The sequence below is a fragment of the Dyadobacter sp. BHUBP1 genome (assembly GCF_050587785.1).
In the GTDB taxonomy this organism is placed as follows: domain Bacteria; phylum Bacteroidota; class Bacteroidia; order Cytophagales; family Spirosomataceae; genus Dyadobacter.
The window spans coordinates 143,506-160,185 of the sequence record NZ_JBOBIH010000009.1; the positions used below are offsets into that span (position 1 = coordinate 143,506).

Annotated in this window: 19 protein-coding genes; 6 read left to right on the forward strand and 13 right to left on the reverse strand. The window is 49.3% G+C overall.

Annotated elements, in window-relative coordinates:
• Positions 1–44 precede the first annotated feature (44 nt).
• From ACQ4MZ_RS27110 to ACQ4MZ_RS27140, 7 genes are all read right to left on the reverse strand, one after another.
• Positions 45–767 carry an RluA family pseudouridine synthase gene (locus tag ACQ4MZ_RS27110; protein ID WP_223406091.1) on the reverse strand — a complete coding sequence of 241 codons (723 nt, stop codon included), beginning with the start codon at positions 765–767 and terminating at the stop codon, positions 45–47.
• A 93-nt stretch (positions 768–860) separates the two neighbouring features.
• A complete protein-coding gene (locus tag ACQ4MZ_RS27115) occupies positions 861–1,049 on the reverse strand; it encodes a hypothetical protein (protein WP_430850499.1) in 189 nt (62 codons plus the stop codon).
• Between the two features lie 47 nt (positions 1,050–1,096).
• The gene (locus ACQ4MZ_RS27120; RefSeq protein WP_430850501.1) at positions 1,097–1,807 is read right to left on the reverse strand and encodes an ABC transporter ATP-binding protein; all 711 of its coding nucleotides are present in this window, start codon (positions 1,805–1,807) and stop codon (positions 1,097–1,099) included.
• A 37-nt stretch (positions 1,808–1,844) separates the two neighbouring features.
• Complete coding sequence (locus ACQ4MZ_RS27125; RefSeq protein WP_430850503.1) at positions 1,845–2,300, reverse strand: hypothetical protein; 456 nt, start codon at positions 2,298–2,300, stop codon at positions 1,845–1,847.
• Between the two features lie 40 nt (positions 2,301–2,340).
• Positions 2,341–5,001, reverse strand: a complete 2,661-nt coding sequence (locus ACQ4MZ_RS27130; RefSeq protein WP_430850505.1) for a hypothetical protein — start codon at positions 4,999–5,001, stop codon at positions 2,341–2,343.
• 36 nt (positions 5,002–5,037) lie between these two features.
• Positions 5,038–5,358 (reverse strand): DUF5615 family PIN-like protein, encoded by a 321-nt coding sequence (locus tag ACQ4MZ_RS27135; RefSeq protein ID WP_430850507.1) that lies wholly within the window; start codon positions 5,356–5,358, stop codon positions 5,038–5,040.
• The gene (locus ACQ4MZ_RS27140) at positions 5,358–5,591 is read right to left on the reverse strand and encodes a DUF433 domain-containing protein (protein WP_430850509.1); all 234 of its coding nucleotides are present in this window, start codon (positions 5,589–5,591) and stop codon (positions 5,358–5,360) included. Before ACQ4MZ_RS27140 ends, ACQ4MZ_RS27135 begins: the two co-directional genes overlap by 1 nt.
• 265 nt (positions 5,592–5,856) lie before the next feature.
• Between ACQ4MZ_RS27140 and atpD the strand changes: the two genes are divergently transcribed.
• Both atpD and atpC read left to right on the forward strand, forming a co-directional pair.
• Positions 5,857–7,371 carry a F0F1 ATP synthase subunit beta gene (gene atpD, locus ACQ4MZ_RS27145; RefSeq protein WP_430850511.1) on the forward strand — a complete coding sequence of 505 codons (1,515 nt, stop codon included), beginning with the start codon at positions 5,857–5,859 and terminating at the stop codon, positions 7,369–7,371.
• Between the two features lie 90 nt (positions 7,372–7,461).
• Positions 7,462–7,704, forward strand: a complete 243-nt coding sequence (gene atpC, locus ACQ4MZ_RS27150; RefSeq protein ID WP_223406105.1) for an ATP synthase F1 subunit epsilon — start codon at positions 7,462–7,464, stop codon at positions 7,702–7,704.
• A gap of 61 nt (positions 7,705–7,765) precedes the next feature.
• Here atpC and ACQ4MZ_RS27155 read toward each other — a convergent pair whose 3' ends face one another.
• Both ACQ4MZ_RS27155 and ACQ4MZ_RS27160 read right to left on the reverse strand, forming a co-directional pair.
• Positions 7,766–8,179, reverse strand: coding sequence for a putative toxin-antitoxin system toxin component, PIN family (locus ACQ4MZ_RS27155; protein WP_430850514.1), 414 nt, complete (start codon positions 8,177–8,179; stop codon positions 7,766–7,768).
• Positions 8,179–8,409 carry a hypothetical protein gene (locus ACQ4MZ_RS27160; RefSeq protein ID WP_309988874.1) on the reverse strand — a complete coding sequence of 77 codons (231 nt, stop codon included), beginning with the start codon at positions 8,407–8,409 and terminating at the stop codon, positions 8,179–8,181. Before ACQ4MZ_RS27160 ends, ACQ4MZ_RS27155 begins: the two co-directional genes overlap by 1 nt.
• A 222-nt stretch (positions 8,410–8,631) precedes the next feature.
• Between ACQ4MZ_RS27160 and ACQ4MZ_RS27165 the strand changes: the two genes are divergently transcribed.
• A complete protein-coding gene (locus ACQ4MZ_RS27165; RefSeq protein WP_430850516.1) occupies positions 8,632–8,829 on the forward strand; it encodes a hypothetical protein in 198 nt (65 codons plus the stop codon).
• A complete protein-coding gene (locus ACQ4MZ_RS27170) occupies positions 8,804–9,175 on the forward strand; it encodes a PIN domain-containing protein (RefSeq protein ID WP_430850518.1) in 372 nt (123 codons plus the stop codon). The genes ACQ4MZ_RS27165 and ACQ4MZ_RS27170 overlap by 26 nt, the downstream gene beginning before the upstream one ends.
• On the opposite strand, the gene ACQ4MZ_RS27175 is transcribed toward ACQ4MZ_RS27170, so the two are convergent.
• The 4 genes from ACQ4MZ_RS27175 to ACQ4MZ_RS27190 form a co-directional block, all read right to left on the reverse strand.
• A complete protein-coding gene (locus tag ACQ4MZ_RS27175; protein WP_430850520.1) occupies positions 9,172–9,876 on the reverse strand; it encodes a hypothetical protein in 705 nt (234 codons plus the stop codon). The genes ACQ4MZ_RS27170 and ACQ4MZ_RS27175 overlap by 4 nt on opposite strands.
• Positions 9,877–9,993: 117 nt before the next feature.
• A complete protein-coding gene (locus ACQ4MZ_RS27180) occupies positions 9,994–10,734 on the reverse strand; it encodes an intradiol ring-cleavage dioxygenase (RefSeq protein WP_430850522.1) in 741 nt (246 codons plus the stop codon).
• 122 nt (positions 10,735–10,856) lie between these two features.
• A complete protein-coding gene (locus tag ACQ4MZ_RS27185) occupies positions 10,857–11,552 on the reverse strand; it encodes a LytR/AlgR family response regulator transcription factor (protein WP_430850524.1) in 696 nt (231 codons plus the stop codon).
• On the reverse strand, positions 11,549–12,661 hold the full coding sequence (locus tag ACQ4MZ_RS27190; protein ID WP_430850526.1) for a sensor histidine kinase: 1,113 nt from the start codon (positions 12,659–12,661) through the stop codon (positions 11,549–11,551). The genes ACQ4MZ_RS27185 and ACQ4MZ_RS27190 overlap by 4 nt, the downstream gene beginning before the upstream one ends.
• A 104-nt stretch (positions 12,662–12,765) precedes the next feature.
• Here ACQ4MZ_RS27190 and ACQ4MZ_RS27195 point away from each other — a divergent pair, with 104 nt between their 5' ends.
• Both ACQ4MZ_RS27195 and ACQ4MZ_RS27200 read left to right on the forward strand, forming a co-directional pair.
• Positions 12,766–14,100 (forward strand): APC family permease, encoded by a 1,335-nt coding sequence (locus tag ACQ4MZ_RS27195; protein ID WP_430850528.1) that lies wholly within the window; start codon positions 12,766–12,768, stop codon positions 14,098–14,100.
• A gap of 59 nt (positions 14,101–14,159) precedes the next feature.
• Entirely contained in the window at positions 14,160–16,595 is a 2,436-nt protein-coding gene (locus tag ACQ4MZ_RS27200) for a TonB-dependent receptor plug domain-containing protein (protein ID WP_430850530.1), read from the forward strand.
• The last annotated feature ends 85 nt before the right edge of the window (positions 16,596–16,680 follow it).

The following is a 16,680-nucleotide window of genomic DNA, read 5'->3' on the forward strand; positions in this document are numbered from 1 at the left end:
GATTAAACGTACACAACTTTTAACATTCAACAAAAACCGTGCTATTACACCCCGAATTTATTGAGCTGTTTCACCAGCACTTCAAAGTCCTTGGGATAGGGCGCCTCTACACGTATATCCTCGCCGTTCATAACCGCAAAGGAAAGCGACCGTGCATGCAATGCAACACGCTGAATAAGAGGCTGTTCCTCAGTATCTTTTTTCAGATTGAACTTCCTTTTCAGGCTTGAAAGAAAAATAGGTTCGCCGCCATATTGCGGATCGTTCACGATCGGCGCTTTGAGACACGACAAATGCACGCGGATCTGATGCATACGTCCTGTAATGGGGATACATTCCACTAAAGTATAGCCGCGATATACCTGCAAAGTATTGAATATAGTCTCCGCTTCCTTCCCCTCCGCCCGGTCGATCTTCACCGCCGTTCCATTTTTCAAAGGCAGGATCGGCAGGTAAACCGACACGCCTTCCAGGTCGTGGATGCCGTTCACAACCGCATGGTAACGCTTGGTAACTTCACGGTGCTCGAACTGCATCGCCAAATGCCGGTAAGCAGCAGGATTCTTGGCAAATGCCAATGCACCGGATGTTTCCTTATCGAGGCGATGGGCGGCTTGTAATTCGGGATTATATTCTTTGGCGAGTCTCAGCACGCTTCCGCCGCGGTCGGCCGTACGCTCATCCAGCGTTGCCAGATGCGGCGGCTTATTCACCACCAGAAAATCCTCGTCCTCGAATATGATAATGTCTTTGAAATTGATCTTCATGATATTGCTATAAAAATAATCCGGATGATGCGCCTCGCAGGGCCATTCATCCGGATTCTCTCGGCCACTGGCCTTTATCCGTTACAAAGATAATTATACTATTTGTTTCTGCGAAGCTTCCCAATCCACCGATTCTTCATCTTTTCTGGTCTCGATAGCGACGGCGTCTTCAATATCTTCAAGAATGTCTGCGAGGTTTTCACGATGTTTCAGTAAATCCAAATCGATAACAACCGCCTTTTTGTGACCTACCTCATCTGTCAGATAGCTAACTCCTTTCATAGCACATTCCCTTTTTGAATTTTATTCAGGTTAGCCAAAATCAGCATCTAAACCAATGCACTCACCTTCGTAGGGCTCGGATTGATGGTGTCCGACTCTACGAGACCGTCGCGGAGGCGGACGATGCGGTGCGCGTAATGCGCGATGTCTTCCTCGTGGGTCACCATCACGATCGTGTTGCCTTTGCTGTAAAGCTGGTCGAACAGATCCATGATTTCGTAGGAAGTTTTGGAGTCGAGATTACCGGTGGGTTCGTCAGCGAGCAGGATACTCGGTTCATTCACGAGCGCGCGGGCGATCGCGACGCGCTGGCGCTGGCCGCCGGACAGTTCGTTCGGCTTGTGCCCCGCACGGTTTTCCAAACCTACGTTTTTGAGGGATTGCATGGCCCTTTCTGTCCTTTCGGCCTTGCTTAATCCTGCATAAATAAGCGGCAGAGCCACATTATCCAGCGAAGACATCCGGGGAAGCAAGTTAAATGTCTGGAATACGAAACCGATCTCCTTGTTCCGGATTTCGGCCAATTCGTTCTCTGTCATGTCGCTTACATCCTTGTTGTTCAGGACGTATCGTCCGGTCGTAGGTGTATCCAGGCATCCGATAATGTTCATCAACGTCGATTTCCCAGAGCCCGACGGCCCCATAAACGCCACATATTCCCCTTTATTGACCGAAATAGTAACGGATTTGAGCGCCTGGATGATCTCGCTACCCATTACATAACGTTTGGCAATCTCGCTGGTTTCTATGATTTTCATGAATGCAATATTTCAGTAGGAATGTAGCTTTTAAGAGTCAGGATGCGGATGAAATTTTATGAAAAAACCCATGCACAAAAAATGAAGCCAGGATCACCGGCGGCGGAATATCCTCATTAATCACTTGTCCTTCCCGCTTCCAGAACCCGTCGGACTCAAACCGCGCTTCGGATTCGCCATCGCTCACTGCCCATTTGCCCCGCAGCCACGAATCGAGCCGCCAGTAGTAATGCACGCCGTTGTAGGTGATCTGCGCTTTGCTTCGAAAAACGTTGTAATCGATGCTGCCCAGCACATTTTTCCCTTCGATGTCGCATATTTCGGTGCGCGATTGGAAAAACCCTTTGCTTTTGAATGTGAGCATGTAGCCGTCAAGCTCGCCCCGGCCGTCGTATTTCCAGAGGGATGTTTTCAGAATCCCGGCAATGACCTTACCCCGGAAAATCCGGCATTCCGTTTCAGTGAAATTGGATTTCCAGGACAAAGCCGTCATTGGTGAAGTGTAATTTTGAGATGGCTAAAATATCAAATCATCAAAATTCTGCTCTTTGTTTTTCGATAAGTGCCCGCATCGGCTGATAGCGCGCCAAAAAACGCTGATAACCGGCAGGCAATGCATACTGTTTCACCTTCTCCGCCCCTTCTGCCGCCTGTCCGAGCAAGCCTTGTTCGAGGCTCAGAAATGCATATTGTTCCCAAAGTTCGGGGGCGTATTCATTGTATCGCAATGCATCCAGCACCAGTTGATAAGCCTGTTTTGCCTGCTTTTTACCTCGATAATATTCCGCCGCCGCAGAGACAATGCGCACATCGAACGGGTTGGCGCGCACGGCACTTTGAATATTTTGCGCAGAAGGCGATTTCGAAACCACCGCAAACAGGGAGTCCGTCACCGATTTGGGTCTGACGCCCGAGAATAATGACTGTTTCAGCTGCTCTATCGCCGCATTTTGTTGCTTATCCTGGATTTTATCAAGCAATACCACGGCCACCTCCTTTTTATCGGACAACGCATTCGCTACCGCCATCCCGATCGTCCCTTCGATCCCTTCCACAGGTGACAATGCTTCGATCGCTTTATCGTACAGCCCGAGTTGCAGGAGCCAGTGCCCTAATATCTTATGGTACAAATCACTCTTTTCTCCTTCTTCCGCCGCCCAGCCGGTGAGCGTTTCCAATGCTTTTAATTTATTCCCGCTATAAAATTCCGGATACAGTGCCGCGAGGGACAAATCCTGCGATAGTACCGGATTTTTTGCCGCCAGTTTCGGCAGCAATGCAGCCGGTAGCGAATCAAATGCAGCCTGATTTGTGGCATAATTGAGTAAATAAGCCAGAGAAGAGACGCTCAAAAGCGAATCTTTCGGGACCGCATTCTTGTTAAAATCCTCTTTTTGAAACTGCTGTCTCATATTCTGAACCGCCAGCCAGTTAGCCTGCCAGGAAAGATAGTCGCGCTTATCGGAGTTCGCCGCCAGGGAATCCAGCAGGCCTGAATCGGTACTTTTGGCGAGGATTGCGAGGAGGTTCGTGGCCGGAATTTCCGGGCGCGTCGCATTCGTCCTGGCCAGATCCAGGTAATAATAAGCGGAATCGGCGACATTGGTTTTGGAGTAGAGCATTCCGAGGTTATTCAGCAACTCGCCATTAGCCGGAAAACGGCGAAGGCCTTCCTGTAAGCTGTATACGGCGTCAAAAAACAGGCTTTCCTGAATCAGAATGCCGCTCAGGCCCGCGTAGGCCTGCGGGGAAGGATTTTTCAATAACGACTGCCTGAAATAATACGCGGCTGCATTGCGGTCGCCCTGTTTCAATGCAATGGATGCCAGCGCGTAGTTCGATTTATGGTTTTGAAATTCCTGCTGCAATGCAAGTTTATAATATTGCTCGGCAAGGGTAAACTCCTCCGTAGTGGAATGCAAGTCGCCCAATCCATTGAAATAACCGGCAATCGCCTGATTAAGCGGAAGGAGCTTTTGCATCGAGAATAATACCACCACTCCTGCAAAACCAAAGAGCCGTGTTTGCGTCAGCCCGAAACGGAGCGGTTTATACAAAACCTTGTAAACAGCCAGTTTTTGCTGAAATACCTCGTAGAAGTTGATCAACACATAAAATAGAAAAAGCAGACCCATCGCCAGCTGTCCCTGCACAATCGTATCTTCCAGCGTTTCGAGCACGGGGTCGTTCGCGGTACCGGCCATTAAGCCGCCAAAGGATGCCGCAACAATAAACAACCCGATATAAAGCCAGAAACCCGTAGTCCTGAACGGAAGCACCCCCTGCGTAGAGTCCGCCCGGCGCCTGAATCCCCAGATACCCAGCACGCCCGCTACCAATGCGAGGTAGAGAGGGTTGATCAAAGTCACATTCCAGTCTATCTGGCGGGTATTTTGGAGGTATATCAATAATAGAAGCAGTAAATACAGCACGCTGATGACTACAAATTGCACAAGCCCCGAACGGCCTTTTCCTGACTGCCCGCTTGTGCTGAGCCAAACGAGGCCTGCCATAATTTCGGTAGCGGAAACAAGTAGAAAAAGCATTGTAGCAACCAGCCACATCGGAAAAGAATAGACTGCGGCCGTCAATGCCGGAACCGGCGATGCAGCGCCAAATGCAACCAATGCCGCCAGCACAACCGATACGCCCACGATACCCGCAATGCGCATAGTAATGCCCAAATCAGGCCGGAATGCATGGAAATAATAGGAAACGCCTCCATATAAAACAGTCGCTGTCAGAAACAACAGGCGGTTTTCCGCTCCGAAAACACGTAATGTCTCCAATCTCGCGAATGCGAGGAATAAAATAAAAAGGATCGTTCCGGCCAGATACCAGAACCGCGACATGGTCGTCAGCGCCGCCAGTATGAGCGAAAGGCCGATCAGCGCCCCGCCCCAGAACAAATAGATCGTCACCGCATTAACCTCCATCACCGACGACATAAAACTCTCTGTCACTAGGTGCGTGGGCGTCGAAATGCCGTATTGCCATTGGCCGAGTTGCAGCACATCCACTACCGCCGTCGTTTCCGACAACTCGCTTATCACATTCCACCGCACTACATTTCCCAACGGATCAATGCATTGCCAAACGAGGAATGCCAGTCCCAAAATCAAAACCAGGAGGGCGCCCACAGCCATCCGCCGCTCGGACGGCGACCACACCTTCCAGAAAAGTAAATCGTTCATATTATGTATTTTAATCGGAAACCGGTCAGAGGCCGGTTATCTCACCAAGTCGTTCGTTTCTAGCAAAGCTAATGCAGATGCCAAATTTGCCTCGAAAATTTCTTTCAATCTATTTTTGGATGTATTTCCGCAAGTAAGCCAGATGACTTTCGGCGGACTGCCGAAACGGTTCAGTAGCGAAACGAAATCGTCGTCCTTCGTTATGACAATCGCATTTGTTGTTTTGGAAAAAGCAAATATCTCTTCGTCTTCCGCATGACGGAGGCTTAGAAATTGTGCCGAAAAGCAGGGGATTTCGAAAGTCTCTGTGATCCAGACAGCAAGCGCCGGAGGCAGTTGGGCGTCGAGTATGATCATCAGGCCGCTTGCAAAACGGGGTGGTTCAGTTTTGCAGCCGCGTAAAGCAGACACGCGGTGATGTCTTCCCGTTCCAGGTCCGGCAGCTCGTCGGTAACAATCTGTTCCGGCGTGATTCCCGCCGCCAACAACTCGATTACATCCGTCACGCGGATACGCATGTTCCGGATGCAAGGCTTACCGCCGCATTGTTTCGGATTGAATGTAATACGTTCCAGAAGTTGCGTGTTCATCTGCATTTTGTCGGTGTTCAATTCAAATTTAGGCGATTTTAACAACTATCTCAAACTCCGGAGTGGTCGGGCAGGCGCTTAAAAAGTTCCCGCTCCACCCCTCTCAAACCTACTTTCCGGAAATATTAAACACAGTTTTCGGGAAAACGGGTGATTTTCTAAAAAATATCCAAATTTTCGGCCCGTCTGCTATTGGTACTGACCAAATTATCTCCTACTTTTGCGGTCTGAAAAAAACCTCATCCGAGATAATCAAAATTATATAATGGCAAACGCAGCAAACGTAGGAAAAATTACGCAGGTAATTGGCCCGGTTGTAGACGTATCATTTGAGGACAGCGGACGTATCCCTGCGATCCTTGATGCGTTGGAAGTCATCAAACCAAACGGTCAGAAAGTAGTTCTTGAGTGCCAGCAGCACCTGGGCGAAGACCGTATCCGTACTATCGCGATGGACAGTACTGAAGGTATGCAACGCGGCATGGAGGTTACTCCGCTCGGGGCACCTATCAAGATGCCTATCGGCGAAGGTATCAAAGGACGTCTGTTCAACGTAATCGGTGAAGCGATCGACGGTCTTACTCCGTTGGATTCTTCAAATGGTATCTCCATTCACCGCGCGGCTCCGAAATTCGAAGAGCTGGCAACCGCTACCGAGGTACTTTTCACAGGTATCAAGGTAATCGACCTTCTTGCTCCTTACGTAAAAGGTGGTAAGATCGGTTTGTTCGGTGGTGCGGGTGTAGGTAAAACCGTATTGATCCAGGAGTTGATCAACAACATCGCGAAAGCATATTCCGGTCTTTCGGTATTCGCCGGTGTGGGTGAGCGTACACGTGAAGGTAATGACCTGATGCGTGAGATGATCGAAGCGGGTATCATCAAATACGGCGAGGATTTCAAGCACAGCATGGAAGAAGGCGGCTGGGATATCTCCAAAGTTGATTACAATACACTGAAAGATTCGCAGGCAACATTCGTGTTCGGCCAGATGAACGAACCTCCTGGCGCACGTGCCCGTGTGGCTTTGTCAGGTCTGACCATGGCTGAGTATTTCCGTGACGGAGATGGCGAAGGTCAAGGCCGCGATATCCTTTTCTTTATCGATAACATTTTCCGTTTTACACAAGCTGGTTCAGAGGTATCCGCTCTTTTGGGACGTATGCCATCTGCGGTAGGTTACCAGCCTACGCTTGCTACTGAAATGGGCCAGATGCAGGAGCGTATCACCTCTACCAAACGTGGTTCAATCACTTCCGTACAGGCGGTTTACGTACCTGCGGATGACTTGACTGACCCGGCTCCGGCAACCACATTTGCACACTTGGATGCTACGACCGTATTGAGCCGTAAAGTATCTGAGAAAGGTATCTACCCTGCTGTGGATCCGCTTGACTCCGCTTCACGTATTTTGAATGCTGAAACACTCGGTGCAGCGCACTACGACTGCGCACAACGTGTGAAAAACATTCTTCAGCGTTACAAAGAATTGCAGGATATCATCGCGATCCTCGGTATGGAAGAACTTTCCGAAGAGGATAAACTGGTTGTATCACGTGCACGTCGCGTAGAGCGCTTCCTTTCGCAGCCATTCTTCGTTGCTGAGCAGTTCACAGGTTTGAAAGGTGTATTGGTAGATATTAATGATACTATCAAAGGCTTCAACCTGATCATGGACGGTGCTTATGACCACCTTCCTGAGATGGCTTTCAACCTCGTTGGAACCATCGAAGACGCTCAGGCGAAAGGAGAAAAAATGCTGGCGGAAGCAGGCAGATAAGTTATAAAGTTCATGAGTTTAAAGTTCATGAGTATAAAACTCATAGACTTTAAACTCATAAACTCATGAACTTTAAACTCATAGACTATTATGCATTTAGAAATCATTACCCCAGATAAAAAGGTATTTGCCGGCGAGGCGAATGCCGTAACATTACCGGGTACCGAAGGACAGTTTCAGGTTCTGAACCGTCACGCGCCGCTGGTCAGCACGCTGGGCAAAGGTGATGTGGTAGTCGATACCGGCGCTGCAAAGCAAAACTTCGTCATCGACGGTGGTGTTGTGGAAGTGCTGAATAACAAAGTATTGGTTCTCGCCGAGGCAGTTCTTTAAGAATACATATTTAATGCAAAACCGCGGATGCTGTGAAAACGGCATCCGCGGTTTTTGTGTTTTATGGTAAGGTCAAAATGTCTAAAAAGGCTTGCAGACGAACGATTGGAATTTCTTCGAAAGATCCTAGTTCCAACAAGCCCCGCTTATCACCGGTTACAATATATTCTGCCATGCCGTCTCTGGCTAATGCGAGAATGAAATTGTCGTCAGGATCCGGGCTGGCATCGATAACGGATGTTACGACAACAGGTTTTAGGCGCCGTTTTAACGAACTGATAAACTCATCGGCATCCTCAATTGTAATGTATTTCCGGAACTTCTCACGATAAGCGACTTCGGAGATCTCTTCTAAAAGGGTGATATCAGCCAAAATCTGAATATTCTCATTCAAGAAAATGCGCTCCAACTTAGCCCGGTGCGTTTTTCCGATGAGAGCACTGATATAGTCTGTGGTGTCAATGACTATATGCACTACTTCGCATTTCTAGCCGCCCGAACTGCTTTTATCTCGGCAAGAATTTCATCTTCCGTGATATCTGGATCAGTTTGTGGTAAACGGCTAGAAAGCTTCGCCCATTCACTACGAAAGTCTGCAAATGAATTTTGCGGCTCAGCCTTTCTGATTGTCAAAAATTTCAAGTTTTTCAATAGCTCCAACACGAATGGAGCTTCATTCTCAGGGATATCGATCGTTATTTCCATAGTTATGTGTATTTACCTTACACGAATATAACATGGAAACCTCAATTTTGATTGCGTTGAAAGACGAGTCCAAGTCTAACAATAGCAAAATTTGCTGTTGCTTAGGACCTACATAGGACCTATCCACCTCCTGATCATCGAGCACGGCTGTTCACACATTTATCGATTTCCTTATGTCTTTTTCAGCCTATTTTTAATTTATCAACCCAATCACTGCTAACCATGAAACTGATTTTGAAAAAAGGTCAAATGCTAAGTGAGGTGTTTTCCCCTACTGCACGTTCGAAGTTTTTTCCGCCTGCCGCATTCAGCGCAAACGGGAAAAAACTTAATGCTCAAAAATTTGTAGGCGCAATCAAATTTAATGACGACATCCAGAAAACCGATCGAGAAAATGAGTGGAACCAAGATCCTGATTGACACAGATATTGCGATCAACCTCTTTAGAGGCGACCGATATCTGGCTGTACTTTTGCAAGACACAGAAGCTTACATTTCCATTGTTGGCGAATTGGAATTATTGGGTTATCAAGCAATACCCGTCGAGGAAGGGCCTTGGGTTGAAAAGTTTTTGAATGAATGCATAGTCATCGGCCTGATTGATGGAATCAAGGAAATTGCCATTTACATCCAGCGTCAATACAATCTCAAACTCCTCGACGCCATAATTGCTGCTACATCCATTTTCCTGGGTATTCCACTTTTGTCGACAGACGATCACTTTGAAAGAGTTAAAGAGCTGATTTTCATACTTTATCAGCCCTAATCTCCAATATCAATCACCAACAAAATCGCTCCATTCGACAACGCCTCGAACTCTACCGCTTCCGCATTCCACAAGCCCAATCCATCCCGCCTTTCAAGCAGCCGGTTCTGCACTTCAAACGCCCCTTCAATCACGAAAATGAATGTGTTATGATCGACGTTCGAACTGGTAAAAATGCCTTCTGCCCGGCCGTCGTATTGGCCGATAAACAGATGGGCGGAGCTTCCGTTGTAGCCCCGGACCGGGAGAAGGACATTCTTTTCACTTAGATCAAACTGACTGGTGATGCCTGATAACGACATCGGGGTGCTTAAAAACTCGTCATCCGCGACCCGGATCTGCAAATAATTGATGGGCTCTTCGGGATACGGATTGGTAATGGTATAATGGTTGTCCGGCGACGCGAGCAGGAACAACGCCTCGCCGGAATTGACAAATCTGGGCTCCCTACCCTTTTCCCCGACCTCAATGGCCCCCGCCACCGGCAACAAAATGACCTGACAAAACCGCTCCACACGCAACGTATGGCCGCATTCAGGCATCAACATCTCGTCATTCAGGACTTCCAGCGTTCCGAACGGCCCTCGATCGGGAGCGTAGTACTCTTCAAAACGGAAGGTCCTGAAACTCCGGTAACCTCCCGCCTGAAACCGCCCGCGAAGGCTTTCCAGGTATATTTGAGCTGGGGTTGTTGGGAACATAGTTGTATTACTTCGGCTATCGGCTATCGGCTTGATTACTATTCTAATGATCGACCGTCTAAAATCCTGCATTAAAGGAAAAAGTCCGACTGCCGAAAACCGACAGCCGAAGTCAAACTAAGCACTTACCACAATCGCGTGCGTCAGTTCATAACCTGCCGAAACGCTGCCGGTAACGGTCGACATCTCGGTGCTTACACCGTCGCCGAAGACGTTATCTTTCGCATTTGTCGTATCCGCCTGGCCGTGGCTCGCATACACGCCCTGCGCAAATACGACCTTGGTGATATCTTCCGGAAATGCGATTTGCGTAACCAGCAACGATTTCCCGCTCGCATTATATACGTGTACGTGAATATGCACCGCACGGCCGGAGTACCAGCCCGGATAAATGCTGGTGAATGTCACGAGTCCATTCACATCGGTCGTCTGGCGACCGCGGAGGAAATGCACACTCGTGTAGTTCGTCGACTGCATACCTGTGCCGCCGTACTCGGAATAATTCCCTGCGGCATCACAATGCCAGATATCCACTAATGCCCCTTCCAGCCCTTCGCAACTGTTATTCTTATTCTGAATCGTGATTTTGACCGTCAGTTTCGTGCCCGGGCGGTCGGAAGTAATGTCGTTTGATACCAGGCTGGCCGGTGATTTCGTCGGGAATGGCCCTTCCGTTTCGGAGGCGGTCGCGGTGCAGGTTCCGGACGTTGAGCCTGATGTGGAGCCAGACGTAGTTCCGGTTGTATCCGTTGAGGTTTCGACGGGATCTACCGAATCATTGGAGCAGCTGATCACCGGTATGATCGCCGCCAGTCCCAATGCCGAAAACCCTCTTTTCAAAAATTCTTTGCGTTCCATAATTGCAGCAGTTCTGTGAGTTTAAATACATTATCGTATTCGTTTTCTCCTTTGTTGCGGAACGGGTGGAATGTGTCGGTCAATGACCCTATTTTACCGGTGAGTCGGCAGGTTCTCTGAAATCAGGCCTGCTGGTTCTTCCACTTTCCGATAAAATCGGTATAGCTGTCGCTTACCGGCAGCTCAGCCCCGGACAAAAGCTTAACTTTCTTGTTCTGAATAGATTTCACTTGCAAATTAGGCACAATGTAGCTGCGGTGGATCCTGCTGAACCCACTTTCGGGCAAATTTTCCAGAATCCCTTTCAAAGACATGAGCGTCATGACCGGATGCCGAGAGCTCAGCAAATGGATTTTAATATAATCCTCCATTCCCTCGATATACGCAATATCATTCAATGCTATCTTGATCGCCTTATATTCAGAACGGACCACGATAGACTCCTCCATTTCCCGCGGCCTTTTCAGCTCAAAACGCTCGGTAGCCTTCTGCACAGCCTTTTCGAAACGTTCGATTGTAATCGGTTTCAATAGGTAGTCCACCGCTTCGAGCTCAAATCCCTCGTAAGCGAATTTTTTATGAGCAGTCGTAAAGATGATCATGGGTCTGCTTTCCAGCCCGGCAACCAGCTCCAATCCGGACAAATCGGGCATATTAATATCAATAAAAAGCAAATCCACAATAGTCGCTTTCAGAAACCGCCCTCCCTCGATCGCATCGTCGAACTTGCCAATTAATTCCAGCACCGGAAATGCGGTTATGTATTTTTCCAAAATGCTTAGTGCCAGCGGCTCGTCGTCAATGATCACGCATTTCATCGTCCTGTGAGTTTTAGATTCACTGTAAAAACCTCCCCCTCGTTACGTATATCGAGATCATAGGATCCGCTATAAAGCAAATCCAGCCGCTTTCGCGTATTCAAAATCCCCACGCCAGTGCGCTGTTCATCTTTGCTCCGATCGACAATCCGGTTTTGGCAAAAGAACAAGATATTTCTCCCTGCTATCTCCACCGCAATACGAATAAGCGAGTCGCGGCGGTTGCTTACGCCGTATTTAAATGCATTTTCCACAAACGTCATCAGGATCAGCGGCGCGATTTTGATACCCTCCTCCTGGCCTTTTACCTCAAAATCCAGCCGGGTTTTCGCATTAAGCCGGAGTTTTTGCAGTTCTACATAATTTTGGAGGCAGGCAAGCTCATCTTCCAGCGGAACGTAATTTTCAGTCGCCTCCTCGGTAATGTACCGCATCATTTGCGATAATTTGAGAATGCTCGGTGCCGTATGCACGCTGCTGCTGACCGCCAGGGCATAAATGTTGTTGAGGGTATTGAAAAGAAAATGCGGGTTGATCTGCGCTTTAAAAAACGACAGCTCGGCATGTGCCTTCTCGGCTTCGGAAAGTATCACCCGCCGCTCCGATTGCCTCCATTCCCGGGAAATGCGGATCGCCATTCCAACCGCCCAGACAACGATGAAGAGCGTGAGGCTCACAAAATCCACCGCCCGCTCACGCACCGGACGCGGGCGAGACCCTAAATGCGGTGGCGGGCCGGGCATCCGACCTTCCCGGAAAGCTTCGCGAGGTGGTTCCGTCCACGCCTCCCTGCCCTGCTGCTCCTGCTGAAACTTCCTGAATATCAGCTTCTCGAATGGTTGAGAAAAATAAATAAGCGCCAACAACAATACAAAAATACCCGTATAGGCTACGTAATGCTGTTTCAGGTACAGTTTCGGGATGAGCAACAGCAAATTGCCATAAAACAACGCCGCGTAAATGTGGAAAAACAGCCAGAACCACCATGAGCGCAAAACCAGGGAGGCCCAATCGGTGCCCGGCTGGCGCAAGACGATCGTCAGCGGCAGGCTCATGAACAGTACCCAGCCCAGCAAATGAATGATCCAAAGGTTTTTAGCCTTAAACATGGTGGCGTGACGGAGATTAGCGGCTACGCTTGTATTTGGTGCCTAAGATAGGAGTTACATTCAGAAAAAGTTTCCTATTTTCGAAAAGCACATTTTCACTCCCAATGCAGCAACCTTCTACCCGAAACGAACTTTTCAAGATCCTGGGCGTCGGATTCGGCGTCGCTGTGACCGTCGGCGGCACCATCGGCACCGGCATTCTCCGGAAGCCCGGTCCGATCGCCGCACAGTTGGGCGATCCGGTGCTGATCATGGCACTATGGGTTGGAGTAAGCCTGTACGCATTTCTCGGAACGTTGTGTACCATCGAGCTCGGCACGTCGGTCCCGCGGGCGGGCGCCTGGTACGTGTATGCACAGCGTGCGTTCGGAAACTATGCGGGTTTCGTGGTCGGGATCAACAGCTGGCTCGGCACTTGTTCCGCGCTGGGTTTTGGAGTGTACACCATGAGTGAATACCTGGCGCTGCTGATCCCGTCGTTCGCAGGCTATGAATCCTACGTGGCAGCAGCTATCCTGCTCGCACTCACGCTTATACACTGGATCGGGCTGGCATTGGCGAGCAGTTTTCAGAACATTATGAGTTTGCTGAAAGGTATCGGGCTTTTCGCATTCGTTGCGGTTTGCTATTTGTATGGCAGCGAGGTTACGGTAATAGAAGCACAAGTAACAACAAGCAAAATCATCGAAACAGGCTCCTGGATAGCGCCCGTGGTTTTCTCTTTGCAAGCCATATTTTATACTTACGACGGCTGGCATACTGCGGCCTATTTTTCCGAAGAAGACCGTGACCCTTCCAAAAACCTGCCCAAATCGATGATCGGGGGGGTTTTGGTGATCATTGCCATTTACCTGCTTTGTAACCTGGCGATCCTCCATGTGCTGCCGATGGACCGGCTCGCACAATCGAAACTGGCTGCAGCAGATGCTATTACGTTGATTTTCGGCGAAGGTTCCGGCAAAATTGTGACCTTGTTCCTGATGATTTCTATTCTCGGCATCGTCAATGCACAGCTATTGTTCAATCCCCGCGTGCTCTACTCCATGAGCCGTGACGGGCTGTTTCTCCGATCGGGTGTTACCGTCAACCAGGGCGGTACGCCGGCAGTCGCGATGCTTATTACTTCCGCAGTAGCTATCACATTGATTCTCATCGGGAAAGATGCAACAGAGAAGCTGTCCGACATCGCGACATTCTTTTTTGTACTGGGTTATACTTCTGGATTTGCGTCGCTTCTCGCATTACGAAAAAAGGAACCCGATTTGCCCAGGCCATGGAAGGTCCCCGCCTACCCTTTTCTGCCCATATTAATGCTTGTTCTGTCCATAGCCTTCCTGGTCGGCGCCATTGTTCAGGACCTTCCGAGCAGCCAGTATGCACTGCTGTTCCTTGTGATAAGCTATCCCGTTTATTTGCTGGTTAGTAAGCTGAATCAGTAGAATTATTTTGCAAGTTTATTTTAGGTAAATTGCATATATAACAAATCTTGATCAACGACATGCCGTGGAAAAAAACCTTCATCAACAGTGCACTACTTGCCGCCATTACATTACTTATTACCGCATTCCAATGGTCGGAAGAAGACTTCACTCAATTCATTTCCAACAAATTAAATAAATACCGCGGCGCACGGCCCGTGGAGAAAGCCTACCTCCACCTCGACAAGCCCTATTACGTAACCGGCGATACGATCTGGTTCAAAGCTTATCTTGCCGAAGGGTCGCTGCACCTCGCAGACAGCGCCAGTAACCTCCTCTACGTAGACTTGATCGAGCAGCGCTCGGGCAGGAATGCAGCTTTGAAACGTGTACAAATGACCGGAGGCGTTGGCCACGGCGAGTTCGTTCTCTCCGATTCGCTGGCGCCCGGCGCTTACACGATCCGCGCATACACCAACTGGATGCGCAACTCCTCCGCAGACTTTTTCTTCCAAAAAAATGTGTATGTATTTGATTACAAGGAAAATACTACACCAAACACCGCTGGCAGTAAAATAGACCTGCAATTTTTTCCGGAGGGCGGGCAGCTGGTCGCGGATATCAACACGCGGGTAGCATTCAAGGCGGTAAATGAAGCGGGGCTGGCCCAGGATGTCGCGGGCTTCGTGCTAAGCCAAAGCGGCGATACCGTTGCTTCATTCAAAAGCGAGCATTTGGGAATGGGCCGGTTTCAGTTTGCGCCTAAAACAGGGGAGTCTTACCGTGCATTTGTAAAGGAAAGCGACGGCAGATCGACACCAGTTGCATTTCCGAAAGTGCATGAGTCAGGTTTCACAATGCTGATCGACAACCTTTCTAATCCATTCAAAATGAGGGCAATAGCCTACGCTAAAATTCCCGGAAAAACGGAAGTACCGGTTCATGTCGTGGGGCACGCGCGGGGCATTGTAGCATTTGTGGCAAAAGGAAAAATCGGTAACCGCGGCTTAATGATGCAGCTGCCAACCACCGAATTGCCCGACGGCATTACACACGTTACGCTTTTCGACGACACGGGTAAGCCAGTTTGCGAACGGCTGGTGTTCGTGGACCATTCGAGGAGCTTGCGTGTCCACATCAAGCCATCCAAGGCCGAGTACAAGCCGCGAGAAAAAGTCGATGTAGAGGTAACCGTTACCGACTCCGCAGGCAAACCTGTGGAAGCAAATCTTTCGCTGGCCGTAACGGATGCCGGCCAAATATTACAGCAGCCCCTCGATCAAAACATCGCTTCCTATTTGTTATTATCTTCTGATTTAAAAGGCTTTATACAACAGCCTGCCTATTATCTGGACCCCGCAAAACCGCAACGCAAAATCCATCTCGACTACCTGATGATGACGCAAGGCTGGACGCGTTTCAAATGGGAAGACGTACTGAGCGACTCCATTCCGCCAACAAAAAGATATGTCGAACAGGGCATCACGCTCGAAGGCGATACCAAACGGAATAATAAAAAACTGACTGAAAAGACCGTTTTGTCGCTCTTTCTCAGCAACGACAGCCTCAGCAATTTCATGACGGCGGAAACCGACCAAAATGGCCATTTCATCGTCTACAACCTGGCTTTCAGCGATTCCCTCCAACTTCGTCTGCAGGGAATGAATAAAAAGGGAAACCAGAACCTGTCTTTTACCCTGAATCCATTCGATCCGCCGCGCGCTTCGGTGGTGAAAATTCCTTTCAAACCCGTAACCGTCGATGCACAACGGCTAGCCGATTTTCTCAGAAATGCGGCCAGAGACCAGGAGATTTCCACCAAAATCCGGGAAAACCGCGAGCGGCTTCTGCGGGAGGTCACCATTAAAGCAAAAAAAGAAGTGCCCCGCGACTCGCGAAAGCTTTACAGTTCTGCTGATGCTACCTTGAAAGTGACCCCTCAGATGTCTGCGGGCTATACCAGCATACTCGATATGCTTCAGGGCCGGGTTGCAGGCGTGTCGGTAATGGGGTCGGGGATGAATGCCGTGGTATCCATACGAGGCAACAGAGGAGAGCCGCTTTTCGTACTGGACGGTATGCCGGTGGACAAGCAGCTGATCACATCGCTGAGCGTGTACGACGTGGAGTCGATCGACGTGCTGAAAGGAGCGTCCGCTGCAATTTACGGCAGCAGGGGAGGCAACGGGGTTATTTCGGTGCTTACCAAGCGTGGAAATGAGAATTACGACTATTCACAAGACATTGTACCGGGTGTGCTGGTAACCAAAATAGCCGGTTTCCACACCCCGCGCGAGTTCTATTCGCCACAATACAGCCCAATCAGCACTCCGGCTCCAAATCCCGATTTCCGGTCGACCGTTTTCTGGGCACCTATGCTCAAAACCGGTAGCGATGGCAAGGCCCGGGTAAGCTACTACCATTCCGATGCCGTCGGTGCTGCGGACATCCATGTAGAAGTGCTAACGCCGACGGGGCTGCCCGGTTTTGGAAAATCGGCCTATCCGGTGCGATAATGCCATGCAATGAGGCTATCCGCGGATAAGATTATATGCTTTTCGACGTTAGTATACTTATTTGCAAAGACATTTGGGCAGAGCA

What these genes read in the sequence shown, in the direction of transcription:
- ACQ4MZ_RS27110 (WP_223406091.1), bottom strand. Translation starts at nt 767, where the DNA reads ATGAAGATCAATTTCAAAGACATTATCATATTCGAGGACGAGGATTTT.
- ACQ4MZ_RS27115 (WP_430850499.1), bottom strand. Translation starts at nt 1,049, where the DNA reads ATGAAAGGAGTTAGCTATCTGACAGATGAGGTAGGTCACAAAAAGGCG.
- ACQ4MZ_RS27120 (WP_430850501.1), bottom strand. Translation starts at nt 1,807, where the DNA reads ATGAAAATCATAGAAACCAGCGAGATTGCCAAACGTTATGTAATGGGT.
- ACQ4MZ_RS27125 (WP_430850503.1), bottom strand. Translation starts at nt 2,300, where the DNA reads ATGACGGCTTTGTCCTGGAAATCCAATTTCACTGAAACGGAATGCCGG.
- ACQ4MZ_RS27130 (WP_430850505.1), bottom strand. Translation starts at nt 5,001, where the DNA reads ATGAACGATTTACTTTTCTGGAAGGTGTGGTCGCCGTCCGAGCGGCGG.
- ACQ4MZ_RS27135 (WP_430850507.1), bottom strand. Translation starts at nt 5,358, where the DNA reads ATGATCATACTCGACGCCCAACTGCCTCCGGCGCTTGCTGTCTGGATC.
- ACQ4MZ_RS27140 (WP_430850509.1), bottom strand. Translation starts at nt 5,591, where the DNA reads ATGAACACGCAACTTCTGGAACGTATTACATTCAATCCGAAACAATGC.
- atpD (WP_430850511.1), top strand. Translation starts at nt 5,857, where the DNA reads ATGGCAAACGCAGCAAACGTAGGAAAAATTACGCAGGTAATTGGCCCG.
- atpC (WP_223406105.1), top strand. Translation starts at nt 7,462, where the DNA reads ATGCATTTAGAAATCATTACCCCAGATAAAAAGGTATTTGCCGGCGAG.
- ACQ4MZ_RS27160 (WP_309988874.1), bottom strand. Translation starts at nt 8,409, where the DNA reads ATGGAAATAACGATCGATATCCCTGAGAATGAAGCTCCATTCGTGTTG.
- ACQ4MZ_RS27165 (WP_430850516.1), top strand. Translation starts at nt 8,632, where the DNA reads ATGAAACTGATTTTGAAAAAAGGTCAAATGCTAAGTGAGGTGTTTTCC.
- ACQ4MZ_RS27170 (WP_430850518.1), top strand. Translation starts at nt 8,804, where the DNA reads ATGAGTGGAACCAAGATCCTGATTGACACAGATATTGCGATCAACCTC.
- ACQ4MZ_RS27175 (WP_430850520.1), bottom strand. Translation starts at nt 9,876, where the DNA reads ATGTTCCCAACAACCCCAGCTCAAATATACCTGGAAAGCCTTCGCGGG.
- ACQ4MZ_RS27180 (WP_430850522.1), bottom strand. Translation starts at nt 10,734, where the DNA reads ATGGAACGCAAAGAATTTTTGAAAAGAGGGTTTTCGGCATTGGGACTG.
- ACQ4MZ_RS27185 (WP_430850524.1), bottom strand. Translation starts at nt 11,552, where the DNA reads ATGAAATGCGTGATCATTGACGACGAGCCGCTGGCACTAAGCATTTTG.
- ACQ4MZ_RS27190 (WP_430850526.1), bottom strand. Translation starts at nt 12,661, where the DNA reads ATGTTTAAGGCTAAAAACCTTTGGATCATTCATTTGCTGGGCTGGGTA.
- ACQ4MZ_RS27195 (WP_430850528.1), top strand. Translation starts at nt 12,766, where the DNA reads ATGCAGCAACCTTCTACCCGAAACGAACTTTTCAAGATCCTGGGCGTC.
- ACQ4MZ_RS27200 (WP_430850530.1), top strand. Translation starts at nt 14,160, where the DNA reads ATGCCGTGGAAAAAAACCTTCATCAACAGTGCACTACTTGCCGCCATT.